Origin of the sequence: Streptomyces sp. NPDC047982 (assembly GCF_043204165.1) — a bacterium.
GTDB lineage: Bacteria > Actinomycetota > Actinomycetes > Streptomycetales > Streptomycetaceae > Streptomyces.
The window spans coordinates 16,138-32,332 of sequence record NZ_JBIDBS010000016.1 but is presented as its reverse complement, the minus strand read 5'-3'; the positions used below and the strand labels follow the sequence as shown (position 1 = coordinate 32,332).

Here is a 16,195-nt window from a genome sequence, read left to right as displayed (position 1 = left end):
CCCCGAGCCCGCCCCGCCCCGTCACCACGGCCGGGGCGGGCTCACTGCATTCCCCATCGAGCGTTGCCCAGCAGGTTGCCGGGCTAGCCCTCCCCGCGGCCAGCGTCGGCCACATCGACGCGGCCCGGAGCCGCGCCCCGACCACCTGGAGAACGGAATGCAGTACCTGATCACTGACGACCACCGGCGAATCCTGACTGCCATCGACGTCCCGGACAACCCCGACGGGGAGAGCACCACCATCTGCATCGAACGCGCAGACCGGCCCGAGCTGCTGTACGTCGGCGTAGACCTGCACAACGACGGAACGGCCGTCGTCGGGCACTGGCCCGACGGTGAAGACTGGGACCGCGTGGTCAGCACCGCCGGCGTGCCGGATGCGTGCGGCCACTCCGCCCCGGCCCGCCCAGCAGAGCCGACCTACACCCGAGCCCAGATCACCGAGGCGCTCACCAGCGCCCGCACCCGCCTGGCGCCCACCGGTGACCCTGCCGTTCTCGATGCACTCATCCAGGCCGTCCTCGACTCCATCCCCCCGCAGGTCGGTAAACCGAGCCGCAACCACCGAAGGGCCCGCCACGCGTCGCGGCTGGCGCTGTAGCGGGCCCTGGAGCCTCCTGAAGCCCGGGGACGAAGCAGCATCCTGTGCCATACGGGCAGGTTGCGGACCTGACCCTCGGCCACGACGCCGTCACTCTTGCCCAGGCGGCCGCAGGAGAAGCCCTTCTCACCACCGCGGGGCCTGGCCCATCCGCCGCCCCCGCACGCACCGCGCGCCGGCCGCAGCGGGCCGCCTCTCGAGCGTCGAGCGCCCTATCGCGCACCGCACCACCTCTCCGGAGACATTCATGTCCGATCCACCTGCCCCCGCTCTCACGTCCACTGATGCCCTTGCCGCCTTCCAGGCCGTACTCACCTTGCCCGGCGACCACGGCGACGACTGGGACCCCATCGACACCCTGCGCTGCACCCGCTGCGGACTCCTGATCCGAGCCGGAGCCGCCGCCACACACCGACCTGAACACCGTTGCGCTGGAGCACACATGCCTGAGCATCTGACCGGGGCCGCTGTCTTTCCCACGCAGGTCACCACGGTGCGCCATGACCTGTGGGAAGCCACTGGCCAGGACGCCTACGTCGAGCGCACCTCCCCGCTGCACTATCTGCTGATCCTGACCAGCGAGCGAGTCGAACTCACCATCACCTGGCGCCGCAACTACCGCGGTGACTGGAAGTGGAACAACTCGACCCTCACCGTCGACGGCATGCCCCGCGAACTCGCCCGCGACGTGGACGACTTCGTGCACATCTGGAAGGACCCGGACGTACTCTCCCGACCCGGCGGACGCTCCGAGATCCCCGCCCTGACACCCGTCGACGACGAGACCCAGCTCCCCAGCATCGTGCGACAGACACTCGACAGGATGCGGAAGAACGCCGAGCGCAAGGCCAGCGACGGAAGCGTCCGAGCGATCGCCGCAGCGACCGGCACCGGATACGCCATCGAGGTTGCTGGCCCCAAAGGCACGCTGCACCTGCACTACAGGCCCAGCCAGCGCTTTGCTGGAGTCTGGGCCCTGGCCGAACGCGACGGGTTCCGGATGTTCGACGCGAACGGCATGGACCGCACCAAGAAGTTCGCCGGGAACCTGATGGCCGCGCTCGCGGACGTGTTCGGCCTCGGCACCGCGCCCGCAGTGCCAGGGCAGACCGGACACGCCCGTCAGACCGCAGTCAACAACTCGGTACGCGTCCGCCGCCACTCGGTGATCCGCGTCTGACCCGCAGCCTCACCCGTCCGCTCTTTCGACCTGGGCCCGCCCCCCGCCGCCGTAACCGGTCTGGGGGCGGGCCTCTCGATTGCTCAGGCCAGAAACGAGGAGACGGCACTGCCCCAAGGGAGCGGTGTGGAGTCCCCGGCATTTGCATCGCTAACTCCGCTCCGCGCGATTGTCCTTACCGCCGGGCGCCACCGGGCGGGCTCACTTCCTGCTGCGCGACCAGGCCCTCCACCGATCGTCCTCTGCAAAAGGAATGTTGCATCCATGTCCCGTACACGCCCTGCCCCGTCCCTGACTGTTCTCGCCCTTGTCGTCGTCGTGCTGTTCCTCGCGCTCCTGCTGCTGCTCCTCGCGGTGCTCCCCGAGGCGGGCCGTGGCACCGGACGCTCCACTCCGGATCACTGCCCCACGGCGCCCATGCGAGGCTCCTTCGCGAAGGAGACAGCGAGCACCCGGCCGTGCACCGCGCACACCGCGCCGGGTTCCCCCAGCCGTCGAGTCACGCCGGGCGCGCGTCAGCCCGCAGGCCGCCCGGCCGCGCCGAAGGCCCCCGCGCCCAAGGCCCCCGCGCCGAAGGCCATCCGCTGACCTACCCGATTCGGTGCCTCCTGGACCCGCCCAGCCGATCCCGGCCGGGCGGGTCCTTGGGTCGCTCTTCCGGGGCGGCGACCCACCGCGACCCGGTGTTGCGGGGCTTACTGCCGCTTCAGCGACCCTCCACCGCCGCCGGGCGCTCCCGGATGCTGATCCCCGACCCTACGGAGAACCATGGGCAACGCCCTTCCTCTCGACCACGCGCTCACGGCCATCCGCGAGGCACTGGCCGCTGTGCACGACCTCTCACTGGTGCACGTCCGCCGCACCACCGTCCCGGACAGCTACATCACGGTCATGCACCACCCCAGCCCAGCCGCACAGCACGACCAGCTGAACCAGCACTCGGCCTACGCCGCGACCCTCCAGGAAGCCGGCTGGGAGCAGGCGCTCAGCCTGGGGCCACTGGTCCTGATCCCGAACATCCCCCCGGCCGACACCGCACCAGACACCCACATCGCTACCTGGTCAGCCACGATCGACGACGTCCCCGACCCCGTGGACGCCGCATACGAAGCCCGCCACCTGCAGCACGAGGGCGACCTCACAGAAGCCGTGTGGACCATCACCGACGCCACCGGCCGCTGCCACCTGATCATCACCGACGACAACCCCGAGAACGTGTCCGAGCCTGAGCCCGATCACGCCGGACGCGTCGAGTTCCACACCCCCGCCCACGACCACGCCAACCACGCGGACACCACCGCGTAACCCCCCGCGTCCCACACCAAGGGCCGTCCTCCGCCAACCGGCCGAGGACGGCCCTTGGCGTTCCCGGCCATCCGGGGCAGCATCTCCGCTCACCATCGGACGCCATCGTCCGGCACTCGGAGCACGTCGGCCGGAGCCGTCGATCCGGTCCCCGGTCCCGCAGGGCGGAGCCGCCAGACAACGCTCCGAGGCATCGCTTCCGCATCACGGGACCTCCCACACCTCGTCGTCCAACCACGCGCTGACCTGCGCAGACTGCAATGGACACGGGCGGCGCGGTCATCAAGCAGAGCGCCACAGCCGTGGTTGCGGCGCTAACCCTCCATCCCGTCACGGTCCTCCCGGCCCCGCTGAACAGGGACCACCGCTACCGCCCGCCCCGCCATGGGCCGGGCGCCGCGCGCGAGCCGACCACGGCCCCGGCGCGCCTACCTGCCAGGGAGACCCCGAGATGACCAACTTCGAGATCGTCAAGCGCAACGCCCCCCAGCTCCCGGCCCAGTCCCAGCCCGCGGACCGCATCCTGCTCGCAGACGCAGCCAAGTCCGGCACCGAGGCACTGAGCACCTTCACCGGTGACGCTCGCCAGCCCGGACCGGTCCTGGCCACCGTCACCGCGCAGGACGCCACTCTGTGGGTCGCCGTCGACGACTCCTTGTCGGTGCCGACGGTGCGCGTGTACTGCGCCGACCCGAACAGCCCTTACGCCCAGGCCGCCCGCGATGCCCGCATCCAGCACAACGGCGACCAGCTGACCGTCGTCGTGCCCCGCGTCGCAACGCCGTCGCGGACCGTCCACCGCGGCAGCACCTACATCTCCGGGTCGGGCAGCTCGTACTTCTTCGCCTCCAGCGGCGACATGCACATCAACTCCTCCAGCGTAACCATCACGTCGTCCAGCGGAGGCACCATCATCAACGGCCACCAGGGCATCGAGATCGAGCTGCTGCTGCCGTCCGAGTCCGGACTGCGCAGCACCACCAGCTCCGGCAGCCTCTACACCCTCGGCCACCTGGAAGCCGCGCAGATCGACGCCTCGTCTGGATCAGTGCACCTGGAGAGCGTGCGCCGTGCGCAGATCAAGGCGGCTTCCGGATCGGTACGGATCGGCACGGTCACCGAGTGGACCGACATCGACGCCGCGTCCGGGTCGGTCCAGGTCACCCGACACGCCGGTCAGCAGGCGCGTGTACGCGCCGCTTCCGGGTCCGTCACCTTCACGATCGCTGCCGAGGCAACCGGCGCCGTCGACGTCCACTCAGCCTCCGGATCGGTCACCCTGCACGGCTCGCACCGGCCCGACATGACCATCACTGCCACAGCGTCCTCTGGAACCGTCCGCCGCCGCTGACCGATCCCGCGCCCCAGCAGAGCCGCAGTCCCTTCACCGAGCCCGCCCCAGCCGATCGCCGGCCGGGGTGGGCTCGGCCCGTTTGCCATCCCGGCCAGGCGCGAACGATCGCCTTGCCCGGTTAACCCCCGCGCCCCACATGGTCGGCCCCAGCACCACCGGGTGCCCCGCCCGGGAGAGGCGCATTGCCCATCCCGGGCGGCCCTCGTCACGGGCCCTACCAGACCGCACCACACGTCAACGGGCCCGTCTATCCCCTGAAAGACGATCGCCCATGAACCAGCAAAAGCCCGTGATCGAGCAGGTTCCATTCGGAGAGCACTTCGACTATCCCGCCGACCAGACACTGACCCCCTATGAGCGAGAGCGGCGTAACCTGCTCACTCGCTACGGACGCTTCGCGCAGGAGCGCGGACGCGTGATCGAGAGCTACCTCATCCGGCCCGCAGGCGCGACAGACCAGCTGGTGGTCGAACTGTTCGACGCCACCAACGCCCAACTCGTTGTCACCTGCGCCACGTTGCAGCGCGACAACGGGGGAGCGGGCGTTTGGTACGCGATCGGCACCCTGGCCGACCTGGCACGCGTCCTCCCCTCGCCCACGCGGAACTTCCTGGTACTTCCCGCCGCGCCGGACAGCGACCTTGACGGCCTGTGTGCGGTCCGATCGATCATCCCCGTGTGGCCCGCCGATGACAGCGACACCTTCACCAGCCACCAAGTGCAGGCCCGAAGCAGCGAGCCGCTCTTCTACCCCAACGGTGAGCCGTCGCTCTGACCGGCCATTCCACCGCTTCCGGGCCCGATCCCTGCCGCAACCAGCCAGGAACGGGCCCGGCACATGCGGCCCACCCGCCGGGCCTTGACCGGCTACCACCGGTTCACCGTCGTCCTGCCAGCCCGCCCCACCAGGTGCCCCCTCCGTGACCGGGCGGGACGGGTACGGAAGGAATGGCTCGGGTTGGGTTGGCTCAGCCGCCCGGGTTGAGGCGTTGCCTTGGCGTTGCACGCCTAGCCCTGATCGACCGCACGGTCCGAACAGCGCCGGACCGCGGCCAGCCAGTCCTGGTTCGACGCAACCCACGTACTCCCCACCACTGGAGACCCTGACCGTGACCGACACCAAGAGCAACCGTCACTCCACGTCCCGGAGCACAGACCAGGTACAGGAAGGCTCGGAGCGCGCGGGACTCCCGACCAGCTCCCAGGTATGGGAGATCGCCGACCTCCTGGTTGGCGAGGGCCTCACCCTTCCTCTGCACGTCCTCGCCATCATCGCCGACGCCCGCGCCACCTGGCAGGACGACAAGGGAGGCAAGTCCGCTGCATCCCAGTACCGGCACTGCGCCCATCACCTTCGTCAGGCCGCCGACACCCTCGATCGCACCGAGGACACCACCGACGAGGAACGTGCCGCCACCGCTGACATGGCCAGCGCCTACATCGAAGCCGCCACCATCCACGCCCGGGAAGCCGACCTGACCGCCATCTGACCCGACCACCGCGCCCGCCGCCCCGCCCCGAACCCCGGGACGGGGCGGCACTGTCTTCCCCGCCTCTGCCTACCGGCGTCCGCCTCTACGCGGTGCCTGTTGCGGGGCTTGCCCCACCGCCAGCCACGGTCCGTCCACCGGCCCGCAGCCGCCCAAGCGCTGCACGCCGATGCCAACATCCCTCGATCACGTGAGGACACGACCGTGCCCAACAGCACCCTCAACTACGACCCGAAGACGCCGAAGGCCAGGCCATCAGTCGTCTCTTCCGCGCATGCAAGAGCATCGAGGACAGCGACGGCGGCTGGAACGGCGGCGACACCGTGGACCTGGTCTGCGACTTCTTCCTCGGCCTGGGCATCGACATCAACCGCGGCACCTACCAGGTCGACGCCGTCCCGCCCCAGGCGGTCTCACCCGACGCCGAGCCCGACACCATCGCCGAGCTCCTCTCTGCCCACCAGGAGTTCACCACCGACGGCTACCCCACGGGGAACGAGGGCTTCTTCTACGCCGAGGCCGACGATGACCCTTTCGCCGACTACACGCTCCTGACCTTCCCCACCGCCCCGGCATCCCGCGTCCGCACCGCGATGAGCGTGCTCCGCGCCGCCGGATACACCGCCGTCGAACAGGCCCCCACCACCCCCGAAGCAGCGCGCCGCACCGTCCGCGTCGACGCCGGTGTGCTGCGCGCCCTCCCGGATGACGCCCCGACCACCGAACGCGCCGCCCGCCTGCTGCAAGATGCCGGATTCACGCAGCACACCGATACCAGCGACAGGGCCCCAGTCGTCAGCTACAGCACCCCCACGCCCGTGATCTGGCGCCCCGACTGGGTCCAGATCGACGTAACCGCTCCCCGGACTGCGGGCCGCGACGCCCGTGAAGAGGTCGCCCGAGGCATCGCAGCCACCCTGACCGACGCCGGCTGGGCCGTCGATGTACGCGGCACCGAGACGCTCCACACCACCCCGCCGCCAGCCGCGCCCGCCCCGATGCCGGAACCGGTCGGGGAGCCGGAACTGGTTCCGGCCGATGTCATTGCCAGCGTCCACAACATCCTCGCCTACAACTGGAACCAGGAGCAGCGCGACTACGACGAGCAGGACCCCGAGGGCCGGGAGCACCACATCGCCAACGACCTGAACCGGATCGCCAGGCACTGGGGTCTCTACCAGGTCTGAGATCGACCGAGCAGCAGGAGCAGCGGGGGGGGGGGGGGCCCCCCCGGGCGGGGGCCCCCCGCCCCCCCCCCCCCCCCCCCCCCGGCCGCCCCCCCCCCCCCACCCCCCCCCCCCCCACCCCCCCCCCCCCACCCCCCCCCGGCGCCTTCCCCGCCCCGCATGGAGCTGTGACCACAGATCCTGCCCAGCGCCCATGGCCTACCCGTGGTGCCCTTGCCGAGCTAGCCGGCCGCCAGGCCACCGTCCCCCTCGCCCCGCACAGACGCGGGGCAGCACGAGAAGGGACACCCGACCATGACCACATCCGACCTCAATGCCGGAGACCTCCCGCACCTGACCAAGGACCGCCCCCACCACCGCTCGGCCACTCACCGCACCACCCGCGAGTTGTTCGGCCACGACGGACAGTTCTTCACCGTGCCCGGTACATTCCCCGGCGGCCTGCCCGACCACATCGGATTCACCCCCGCCGCCTACGCCGTGCTCCATGTCCCCAACCCTGTGACCGGCGAAGACGAGTACACCGTCCGCGACGTCGACGGCCACCGTCGCACCCTCGGAACCCCCACCCCCGATCGGGACACCGCCATCCGCAGTGCCCTGGCCGCCCTGGCCGATGACCGCCGCGCCCACGCACAGCGGGTCGAGCACAACCGAGTCCACACCCTCGGTCTGGCGCCCGTCCCGCCCGTTCGCATCGGCCACACCGAAACGGGCACATGCGTGGTCCACGTCCGCTGCTCCTGCCCGCAGGTCGAGGGGCGCGCCGGACACTTCGAGCACGTCTCCCTGGCGGCTGCCGACTGGCTCGACGAGGCCCCCACCACGCCCTGGGAGTTCTGCCCCACCACCCCGACCCGCGTTACCGCCCCCAGCGGAAGCGGACCCCTCACCGCCAGCTTCCGCAATGCCGAGGGCGCTGCAGTGGTGGAGTTCCAGCACCCGGACGGTCACCGCGAAACCATCGCCCTCGCCCAGGTGAACGACCTGGCCTGACACATCCTTCCGCTGCCAACGCGACCCCGCTCCGTGCGCACCCCTGCCACGTGGCGGGGCCGCCTCATATTCACCCCCGGCCGGCTCCGTCTCCCCTTCGTTGCACCGTCGATGCCCGACCACATCTGGCGACGGGCGCGGCTCGTGCAGGCGGTTGTTGTGGAGCTAACCCTGCTGCTCCTCAAGGTGCCGTCACCGCCCGGACCCCCCTCCTCCCTTGGCTCCGGGCTCTCACCAACCGGCTCTGGAGAGGACTTTCCGTGACGGCAGCTACAACGGCGCAGGCGGCGCCCATAGAGGCCCCCCTGACGAAATTCACACACACCTCGGTCCACTTCTTCACTGGCGGCAACGGGGACATGGTCGCCTTCACTCAAGCCGGGTTCCTGTCCCTGTACGCAGCGAACCACCACCCGGCTTCAGTGGAGACCGCGCGCCTCAACTTCCCCGGCCTGTTCGTTAACTCTGCCGACGTGCAGACCATCGACATGCGCTGCGTGCCCTCTGCTCAGGTGCTGGTCGCGTCGCCGATCTGCACCGAGGCATCCCCGGCTGGCGGCAAGGCCGCCCCCCGCAAGGCGGTGGAGCTCGATGAGAACGGCCGCCCGAAGCCGGGCCCGGACTGGCCGCAGACCCGCATCACCATGTGGGAACCCGTCCGCTACGCCGAGGTCCACCGACCGCTCGCCTACGTCGGAGAGAACGTCGCGCAATTCGGCACCTCCCCCCTGTTCAAGACATGGCTGCTCGTCTGGGAAGCCCTCGGCTACACCCCGGTCATCGCCTCGGTAAACGCCGCCCACCTGAAGGTAGACGGGATTCCCCCACTGCCTCAGAGCCGGGACAGGGTCGTCTGGTGCTTCCTGCGCAACGACATCGCAGAGGCTCATGGCCTGCCCGATCTGCGGCCGACATGCGATGCGATGTGCCCCACCTGCGGGCCCGTCGAAGGCGTCCAGCGTTGGAAGAAGAACCCCGACTTCCCCGTCGGCGAGTACGGCCGCAAGAGCCGTCAGTACTACTACGTATGCCCCAGCCCTCGCTGCGGAGCCTACGTCGAGCCGGTCACCCGAGGTATCGGAGACGTCATCGACCCGAGCGTGCGCGGGGACAGGTTCGGCGACGGTTGGTTCGACCACTTCAAACGCGCCTACGTGCCCTATGTGCAGGCGACCCGTGACCGGGTCGCCATCGGACTGGAGCGTTACCGCGGCAAGCCGTTCATCGTGACCCTGCGCAACAACTGCTCGGCCAGCTCGCTGGACGAGCCGATCGGCACACTCACGGCAAAGGGCGGCGGCCACCACTACCTCGTGCGCCCGACCTCGGACTTGAGCATCGATGAGTGCGAGTACCGGCCGCTGACCATCCGCGAGAAGGCCCGAGCACAGGGATTCCCCGACGACCACATCTTCGCCGGAGACGAGGAAGACCAGCGCCTCCAGGTCGGCAACGCCGTCCCCGTCAACGTCGCAGCCTGGCTCGCCCGGCGCGTCAAGGCCGTACTGCCTCACTGACTTGCCTCCCCGGCAGGTCACCCCCTTACCGCAGCCCCCCGCGCCCACCGGCGCCCGGGGGCTGCGTCATCACGCCAGCTGTTCCTCAGCGGACCGATCGCTACTCCCGGCCGGAGCACCACGCTCGGGGGCCGGGCCCTGGAGGTTGTGGGTCTAACCGCGCAGGACCGCACTGTGAGGTCACTCCGGAACGCCGCTGCACGAAGGTCCCTTCCTGCACGGCGGTAAGGCACCCGCCGGGCCGCACACCCCTCGCGCAAGCACTCCATGCCGCGCGTTGCGCGGCCCGGCTCCCCCTACCGGCGCTCGGCCCCCATTGCGGGCCCCGCCACTCACCTCCGCCCTCGCAGCGACGGCGCCGCCGTCGCTCTTCTGAACGCGCGACCCACTGAGACGAGGAGGACGCCATGGCTGGCGCCTACTGCAAGTACTGCGATCAACGCTGCTTCGTGTTCCGCATCATCCCCGACGGCCCCCACAAGGACTGGGCCGGGCACCTCGCCACCTGCGCCCCGGGCATGGAGCACGACCGCAAGGAGACCGGACACGACCACACGACGGCTATCAACCCGGCGCAGAACAGCGGCTGACCTGCCCAGCACGACCAGCCGGCCGGAACCCACGAGGTTCCAGCCGGACCCACATCCGAAAGGAAACGCCATGATCGACACGCGCGTCACTCTGGACAGCATCGTCGGCCCATACGACAGCAAGTGGACCGGCTGGTCCTACCTCTTCAGCCTCGACACCAGTCGGCAGGTATCGGCCGGGACGCTGGAAATGGCCAACAGCTACGGCTTCAGCTGTGTGGAGACCATCCACGTCATCGACGGCCGCGAGGGCGGCCCGGACACGGTCCACGTCATCGACAGCGGCGAGACCTACGTGGTCAACGAGGACGGCGACCGCGCCGCACGCGCCGTCGCCGTGCGCGTCCGCTGGCGTGGCAAGTCCCCGACCGTCACACCGATCGCCGTCACCCCGCAGGTCCGTAGGGCCGCCCGAAAGGCGAAGAACAGGAAGCCCGGGCGGGGAGCAGGCACTGCCCGCGCGGCCGTCATCTGCGTCCAGTGGCAGTGGGTCGATGACGAGGGCTCCGGCGCAGTGGACGTCATCAAACCGCTCGACGACGGCTACTACCCCATCGGTGGCCGGGAGTGGCCTTGGTGCGTCGTCACCTGGGAGTGCGCATGTGGCTACACCCAGGACTGGACGGACACCGAATGCCTCTGCGGCCTCAGCCGCGACGGCCAGCCGAAGGCGCCGCTGGGCACCGCGGGCGTCCGGGTCAGCCAGATTCTTCGCGCCCTGGCCCCCGAGGCGACGTCGGCGCTCATCGACTTGACCGGCCTCGCCCGCGTGTGTGCGGTGTTCGCCGGGGACAGTGAGATCGACACGGCTGACGACACCGGCCCCTTCGACACCGAAACACTCGGCTGCGCCGACGAAGTGCTCCGCCTCGCCATGGACGAAGCCGATGTCCCCCAGGACATCAACGCGTCCGGCTGGGAGCACGTCCCGGACGAGAAGTCCACCGCGCTGTACCGGATCACCTTCCCGACCACGACCAACCACTGACCCGCTGGGGCTCGCTCCGTCCATCTGGACGAGCGGGCCCTTCGCGTGTGACGCGCTGACAGCATCCGTGTATCACCCGGGCAGTGCCCGCCGGCCAGTCACCCCACTGGTTGCGGGTCTAAGGGCGACGTCCTCAAGAGTGAGATCCCACCGGATGTCGCCGCACGAACCCTGCTGTGACCGACGACGACCGGCCTTGCCGGGCTGCGTCGTATGGCCCCCGCCCGCGTGGCCCGGCCATCAGCTATACCCCCCACGGGAGACCTTGATGACGCTTGCCGAACTCCGCAGAAAACTCGCCGAGCTCGACCACCTGCCCGGCGACACGATCGTGATCCTTTCCAAGGATGCTGGAGGCAACGGCTTCTCGCCCCTGTTCGAAGTTGACCCTTCGATGTACCACGCCGAGACCGAGTGGAGCGGCGAGCGCTACATGAGCGAGGCCACGCGCCAGGCACAGGCCGATCCCAACGCCTACACCAAGGCCCCGTGCCACGCCGTGCCAGCACTCTGTCTCTGGCCCGCCCACTAGTTCCCGGCGGCCGCGAGGTCGAGCCCGATGCTTCGGCGGCCAGCGCCGCCTCCGCCTCCACCTTCCTCACCGACAACACCGCCTGCCCAAGTTCACGCCCCGTACAGGCGCTGGAATGGCGTCCGAAGCCCAAGGAGAAGTTCATGGCGACGTACAACGTGCCGCTCACCGGCATCGCGAACATCACCGTCACGGTCACCACTGACGAAGCAGATCCGGACAAGATCGCCGCACTGGCCATTGAGAAGGCCGAGGCCGAGGCGGCCGGTCTGTGCCGCCAGTGCAGCAGTGACCTCAACAGCTCCCTGGACCTGGGAGACGAGTGGCGCGCCGTGATCGACGATCGCACGAACGCCAGCGAGGTCATCAAGATCAGCAACTGACCGCAAGATCTCTGCCCCGGCACTGAGCCACCCCTGCGCAGTGCCGGGGCAGACCCATGCCCGGCCCCTACCGGGTGGGCCTTGACCGGTGCTTCCAGCCCTTCCTGATGTTGCCCGGCTTGCTGACCGCGCGCCCATCGTGTCCCCGCGTCCGGCACCTACGCCGGGCTACGCACCCCACGGAAGGACACCCACCACGTGTTGACCCCTCCGCCGGCGACCGGGGCGTCCCCAACCACCGCCGTGTGTACCGGTTGTGGATGCAGACCAGTCACGAGCGGACCTTCCGATTCCTTGTCCGCGCACCATCCCAGGAGGAGGCGTACGCACTGGCCCGCTCCTGGTGGCAGGGGGCCCCAAGCCGCACCGGATTCAGCGGCGGACGCCTGGAGGACGGCGAGAGCATCGACCTCCTGACCTGTGAGGGCGCCCGCGACATGCCCCACTGGCCTCATCCCGAACCGATCGCGGACCCGGTCTAACGCCGACACCCGCCCCGGCTGTCTTCCACGTGGACGGCCGGGGCGGATGCCGTCTCCCACAGGCCCGGCGCAGAGCACACCTCAATGCAGTTGCCCGGCTAACCCGACACACCACGACGGTGCCCACACCGCGGCGAGTCGCCGCCTTCCACACCCCCAAGTCCCAGAAGGGCCCGTCGGTCCATGCTCAAGTACACCGTGCGCGTCCACAAGTTCACCGCCCGGGCCGCCCACCTCACCAGCGAAGCCGCTTCCCCCAACGACCCCCAAGAAGTGACCGTCGACGATGCGCAGAACCCCACCCGCGTCATCGTCTACACCGCCACCGGTGACATCGCCGCGCTGCGGATCGCCCAGCGCCACCTCACCCACCTCCACGCGCGACTCGCCTACGCCAACCCCGGCACCGTCGACCGCACGGCCGCCGACATCGTGTACGCCGAAGCCCGCACCCGCGCCGAAACCCTGACCCCTGACCAGCGCAAGGATGAGAGCCTGCACGCCTTCCACAGCGAGGACGACGAACTGCGCATGCACGCACTCTTCGACGTCATGCGTGAGCGTCGAGAGATCGATATCTAACCGCAGCAGATCAAGAGCTACGATCAAGGCCGCGTGCAGACGAACCGCGTGGCACTGCGTCGGCAAGGGCTCTGGCCCCCCGAGGCGGCACGCCAAGGCCGAGAAGCCCCCACCCACCCGACCCCGCCACCACGTGCCACCACGGAGAATGCGTGGCTACCACCAAAGCCAGGAGAGGCTACGGATGAACAGAACCGTCAGAGTCGGGCAGCTCTACCGCGATCTCGCGCCCGACATGCGCGAGCGAGACCGACGACTGCGCGTCATCAGCATCGGTGAAGACGACCGAGCTGACTGCTTCGTCGAGCACGATCTGGCCGGGTCCACCGGGAAGAAGAACCCGCGTATCCAGGTGCGTGCCCTCGCCAGCGCCGGAAAGTTCGAGCTGTTGGAGGACGTCAGTAGCATCCCCACAGATCCGCGCTTCACCACGCTCATGACAGCGATCACTGCAGTCCACGGTCCGGAGGCCAAGCCACTGGACTACGCCCGTGCTGCCTGGGACGCCCTGGACCTTGAGGACACTGCGGACCGCGCGACACCCTGACGTTCTCCCAGGAGTCCCACAGTCCTTCAACCTCGCCAAGGGTTCTTGGCCCGTCTCCCTCAGCAACCCGGCCCCGGTTCCGCGCTCGCGGTGCCGGGGCCGCCCTGTGCCCACGAAGCCGCTGCGCGGACTCTGGAGCGGGAAGAGCGGGCACCTTCAGCGGCTACCCCTCGCACCCTCGCAGCACCCGGCTTGCCGGCCCACCGGCCTGGTACGGCTGAGTTGCGGGGGTTGCCCAGCGCGCATTCACCCTGCAGTCCAGGCCAAGGGTGCGGTCACGCACCTTGGCTATCCTCCCCACCTCGCCTTCCGGCCTTATACAGCAGGAACGTCCATGCCCCACACCACGACCAGCAGCACCAGTATCGCTGACCGTCGCTGGGTTCTCTTCCGCTGCTGCGGACTGTTCACCCACTACCGGCCCATTCCCGGCAGCACCGCTCTGGTGTGCACCCGATCCGGTGGCTATGAAGGATGTGGCCGCGTGATCCAGCCCTCCGAGTTCCCCGAGGCCGCCCACGGCGACGAGGTGACCATCCACGACGGCATCCTGAAGTACGGCATCGATTCGGCCGCGACGTTCACCCACAGCCACCAGGGCGAGTTCGGGTGGCCCCGCACCTTCACCGCCCGTGAACTCGACCGCTACCTCGCCGAGATCTGCGCCTGGCAGAGCTTCCAGATCGAAGCCGTCCTCCTCGAAGCGGCCCGCAACCGCGAATGCCACCACGAGTCCGGCTACGGCCTGAAGACCCGCATCGTCCGTGGCTGATTGAGTCCTGCAACAGCCGACGAGGGCGCCCCGCTCGGCAATGCAGCCAGGGGCTCCCGTGCCCCTGGTCTGCCCCGCGCCTTCCGCTTCCGCCTGATACCGGGCCGGTGATTTGCGAGGCTTGTTCCCTTTCATGGCTTTCTGGCTCCGCCACTTCACCGGGGCCTTCCGCTTCCTGGTGACGAGAGCCAGGAATCGAGGAACCGGCCATGACTCATCCGTCCACGGTCGACATAATCGACCTCTTCGGAGGCCCGGGAGGCTGGGATGTAGCCGCACAGCAACTCGGACTCCCTGTGACAGGAATCGAACTAGACCATTCTGCTTGCGAGACCCGCCGTGCTGCCGGTCTCGACACCGTCGAGGGAGACGTACGTGCCTACCACCCCGACGACTTCCCCACAGCCACGGACCTGATCGGCTCACCGCCGTGCCAGCCGTACTCCATCGGCGGCAAGGGCGCCGGGCGCCGGGCCCTGGACACGGTGCTGCACTTCGCCACGCTCCTCGCCGCCCGCAAGGACATCCGCCGGGGTCTGGCCACCCTGGACGACGAACGCACCGGCCTGGTGCTGGAGCCCCTGCGCTGGGTCCTTGAAGCCCTCGACAGCGGCCGTCCGTACCGCACCGTGATGCTGGAGCAGGTGCCCACCGTGCTGCCCGTGTGGGAAGCGATGGCCGACATCCTGCGCAACGAGGGCTACACGGTGGTCACGGGCCGCATGAATGCCGAGGAGTACGGCGTCCCGCAGACCCGTGCCCGCGCCGTGCTGGTGGCCCGCCGCCTGGGCGCGGCCGAGGCGGCACTGCCCACGCCGACCCACCGACGCTACTCCCGCACCACCGACCAGGACGGCGGCAACCAGGACCTATTGCCCTGGGTATCGATGGCCCAGGCGCTGGGCTGGGGGATGACACACCGCCCCGCGCTCACCGTCGCGGTCGGCACGGCAGCCGGAGGCCCGGACCCCTCCTGCGTCGGCGGGTCGGGTAGCCGCGCCACCCTGTACGGGGAACGCGACGCGGGCCGCTGGATCACCAACACCCGGCTGATGGACGCCGACGAACTGCCCGCCTACCGCGGCGGCCGCAAGGACATGATCCGAGTGTCCGTCGCCGACGCGGCCGCGCTCCAGACGTTCCCGCCCACCCATCCCTTCCGGGGCTCCCGGACCAAGCAGTACGAGCAGATCGGCAACGCGATGCCGCCGCGCCTGGCCGAAGACGTCATCCGGCGGGCGATGGCCGCCGAGCTGGCCGCCCGCACCGGCACCCAGGCAGCCTGACCCGCTCCCACTCTGGCCCCCGGCCCGCGCCCCGCGCGGACCGGGGGCCGCCCCACGCCTGGGCCGCCGCGCCCGTCCCCCCGCGTCGTCCCTCCGGATCGCCCACACCGCGCTGCGCCAACACCCAACTCACGACCGACGCCGTTGTGTTGCAGGGCTTGGCGTGTGCCGGGTCAGGGTGCAGTCACCGGCCGAGGGAGCCGTGACCGCCCTCCCGCTTCCCCAGCCCGCTCCACCCCCCGTCCCGCCGACCGTCCAGAAACCCCGCGGCGGTCCGGCGGTGTTGCGGGGCTTGCCCCGCGCCCCGCCACGGTGCGGGCCGCCGGCCACCAGGGGGCGGTGACCACCCCGCCCCGCGCCCCGGCCCCGACAACCCGATCAACCCAGCCGCGCGCACCGCGCG

19 protein-coding genes are annotated in these 16,195 nt (G+C 69.9%); all 19 read left to right on the top strand.

What is annotated here, in order from left to right; all coding sequences use genetic code 11:
• Window positions 1–157 precede the first annotated feature (157 nt).
• The gene (locus ACGF2V_RS20345; RefSeq protein WP_362708070.1) at window positions 158–601 is read left to right on the top strand and encodes a hypothetical protein; all 444 of its coding nucleotides are present in this window, start codon (window positions 158–160) and stop codon (window positions 599–601) included.
• Between the two features lie 442 nt (window positions 602–1,043).
• Window positions 1,044–1,781 (top strand): hypothetical protein, encoded by a 738-nt coding sequence (locus tag ACGF2V_RS20340; protein WP_362708067.1) that lies wholly within the window; start codon window positions 1,044–1,046, stop codon window positions 1,779–1,781.
• 264 nt (window positions 1,782–2,045) lie between these two features.
• Complete coding sequence (locus tag ACGF2V_RS20335; RefSeq protein WP_362708064.1) at window positions 2,046–2,369, top strand: hypothetical protein; 324 nt, start codon at window positions 2,046–2,048, stop codon at window positions 2,367–2,369.
• Between the two features lie 180 nt (window positions 2,370–2,549).
• A complete protein-coding gene (locus tag ACGF2V_RS20330; protein ID WP_362708062.1) occupies window positions 2,550–3,086 on the top strand; it encodes a hypothetical protein in 537 nt (178 codons plus the stop codon).
• A 451-nt stretch (window positions 3,087–3,537) separates the two neighbouring features.
• Window positions 3,538–4,437, top strand: a complete 900-nt coding sequence (locus tag ACGF2V_RS20325; protein ID WP_362708059.1) for a DUF4097 family beta strand repeat-containing protein — start codon at window positions 3,538–3,540, stop codon at window positions 4,435–4,437.
• Between the two features lie 274 nt (window positions 4,438–4,711).
• Window positions 4,712–5,215, top strand: coding sequence for a hypothetical protein (locus ACGF2V_RS20320; RefSeq protein WP_362708056.1), 504 nt, complete (start codon window positions 4,712–4,714; stop codon window positions 5,213–5,215).
• Between the two features lie 334 nt (window positions 5,216–5,549).
• Entirely contained in the window at window positions 5,550–5,930 is a 381-nt protein-coding gene (locus ACGF2V_RS20315) for a hypothetical protein (RefSeq protein ID WP_362708054.1), read from the top strand.
• A 323-nt stretch (window positions 5,931–6,253) separates the two neighbouring features.
• Entirely contained in the window at window positions 6,254–7,117 is an 864-nt protein-coding gene (locus tag ACGF2V_RS20310) for a hypothetical protein (protein WP_362708052.1), read from the top strand.
• 294 nt (window positions 7,118–7,411) lie between these two features.
• On the top strand, window positions 7,412–8,113 hold the full coding sequence (locus ACGF2V_RS20305) for a hypothetical protein (RefSeq protein WP_362708050.1): 702 nt from the start codon (window positions 7,412–7,414) through the stop codon (window positions 8,111–8,113).
• Between the two features lie 260 nt (window positions 8,114–8,373).
• On the top strand, window positions 8,374–9,630 hold the full coding sequence (locus tag ACGF2V_RS20300) for a DNA cytosine methyltransferase (protein WP_362708048.1): 1,257 nt from the start codon (window positions 8,374–8,376) through the stop codon (window positions 9,628–9,630).
• A gap of 407 nt (window positions 9,631–10,037) precedes the next feature.
• A complete protein-coding gene (locus ACGF2V_RS20295; RefSeq protein ID WP_362708046.1) occupies window positions 10,038–10,220 on the top strand; it encodes a hypothetical protein in 183 nt (60 codons plus the stop codon).
• Between the two features lie 70 nt (window positions 10,221–10,290).
• Window positions 10,291–11,208: a hypothetical protein gene (locus tag ACGF2V_RS20290; RefSeq protein ID WP_362708044.1), complete on the top strand. Its 918-nt coding sequence runs from the start codon at window positions 10,291–10,293 to the stop codon at window positions 11,206–11,208.
• 268 nt (window positions 11,209–11,476) lie between these two features.
• On the top strand, window positions 11,477–11,740 hold the full coding sequence (locus ACGF2V_RS20285; protein ID WP_255385542.1) for a hypothetical protein: 264 nt from the start codon (window positions 11,477–11,479) through the stop codon (window positions 11,738–11,740).
• Complete coding sequence (locus tag ACGF2V_RS20280; protein WP_362708040.1) at window positions 11,698–12,123, top strand: hypothetical protein; 426 nt, start codon at window positions 11,698–11,700, stop codon at window positions 12,121–12,123. The genes ACGF2V_RS20285 and ACGF2V_RS20280 overlap by 43 nt, the downstream gene beginning before the upstream one ends.
• 260 nt (window positions 12,124–12,383) lie before the next feature.
• Window positions 12,384–12,605: a hypothetical protein gene (locus tag ACGF2V_RS20275; protein ID WP_362708037.1), complete on the top strand. Its 222-nt coding sequence runs from the start codon at window positions 12,384–12,386 to the stop codon at window positions 12,603–12,605.
• A gap of 183 nt (window positions 12,606–12,788) precedes the next feature.
• Window positions 12,789–13,187, top strand: a complete 399-nt coding sequence (locus tag ACGF2V_RS20270; protein ID WP_362708035.1) for a hypothetical protein — start codon at window positions 12,789–12,791, stop codon at window positions 13,185–13,187.
• A 184-nt stretch (window positions 13,188–13,371) separates the two neighbouring features.
• Window positions 13,372–13,734, top strand: coding sequence for a DUF6354 family protein (locus ACGF2V_RS20265; RefSeq protein ID WP_362708033.1), 363 nt, complete (start codon window positions 13,372–13,374; stop codon window positions 13,732–13,734).
• A 334-nt stretch (window positions 13,735–14,068) separates the two neighbouring features.
• A complete protein-coding gene (locus tag ACGF2V_RS20260) occupies window positions 14,069–14,506 on the top strand; it encodes a hypothetical protein (RefSeq protein ID WP_392912805.1) in 438 nt (145 codons plus the stop codon).
• Between the two features lie 209 nt (window positions 14,507–14,715).
• On the top strand, window positions 14,716–15,792 hold the full coding sequence (locus ACGF2V_RS20255) for a DNA cytosine methyltransferase (protein WP_362708027.1): 1,077 nt from the start codon (window positions 14,716–14,718) through the stop codon (window positions 15,790–15,792).
• The last annotated feature ends 403 nt before the right edge of the window (window positions 15,793–16,195 follow it).

Coding starts and splice junctions, on each gene's coding strand:
- ACGF2V_RS20345 (WP_362708070.1), top strand. CDS start 158: ATGCAGTACCTGATCACTGACGACCACCGGCGAATCCTGACTGCCATC.
- ACGF2V_RS20340 (WP_362708067.1), top strand. CDS start 1,044: ATGCCTGAGCATCTGACCGGGGCCGCTGTCTTTCCCACGCAGGTCACC.
- ACGF2V_RS20335 (WP_362708064.1), top strand. CDS start 2,046: ATGTCCCGTACACGCCCTGCCCCGTCCCTGACTGTTCTCGCCCTTGTC.
- ACGF2V_RS20330 (WP_362708062.1), top strand. CDS start 2,550: ATGGGCAACGCCCTTCCTCTCGACCACGCGCTCACGGCCATCCGCGAG.
- ACGF2V_RS20325 (WP_362708059.1), top strand. CDS start 3,538: ATGACCAACTTCGAGATCGTCAAGCGCAACGCCCCCCAGCTCCCGGCC.
- ACGF2V_RS20320 (WP_362708056.1), top strand. CDS start 4,712: ATGAACCAGCAAAAGCCCGTGATCGAGCAGGTTCCATTCGGAGAGCAC.
- ACGF2V_RS20305 (WP_362708050.1), top strand. CDS start 7,412: ATGACCACATCCGACCTCAATGCCGGAGACCTCCCGCACCTGACCAAG.
- ACGF2V_RS20295 (WP_362708046.1), top strand. CDS start 10,038: ATGGCTGGCGCCTACTGCAAGTACTGCGATCAACGCTGCTTCGTGTTC.
- ACGF2V_RS20290 (WP_362708044.1), top strand. CDS start 10,291: ATGATCGACACGCGCGTCACTCTGGACAGCATCGTCGGCCCATACGAC.
- ACGF2V_RS20285 (WP_255385542.1), top strand. CDS start 11,477: ATGACGCTTGCCGAACTCCGCAGAAAACTCGCCGAGCTCGACCACCTG.
- ACGF2V_RS20275 (WP_362708037.1), top strand. CDS start 12,384: ATGCAGACCAGTCACGAGCGGACCTTCCGATTCCTTGTCCGCGCACCA.
- ACGF2V_RS20270 (WP_362708035.1), top strand. CDS start 12,789: ATGCTCAAGTACACCGTGCGCGTCCACAAGTTCACCGCCCGGGCCGCC.
- ACGF2V_RS20265 (WP_362708033.1), top strand. CDS start 13,372: ATGAACAGAACCGTCAGAGTCGGGCAGCTCTACCGCGATCTCGCGCCC.
- ACGF2V_RS20260 (WP_392912805.1), top strand. CDS start 14,069: ATGCCCCACACCACGACCAGCAGCACCAGTATCGCTGACCGTCGCTGG.
- ACGF2V_RS20255 (WP_362708027.1), top strand. CDS start 14,716: ATGACTCATCCGTCCACGGTCGACATAATCGACCTCTTCGGAGGCCCG.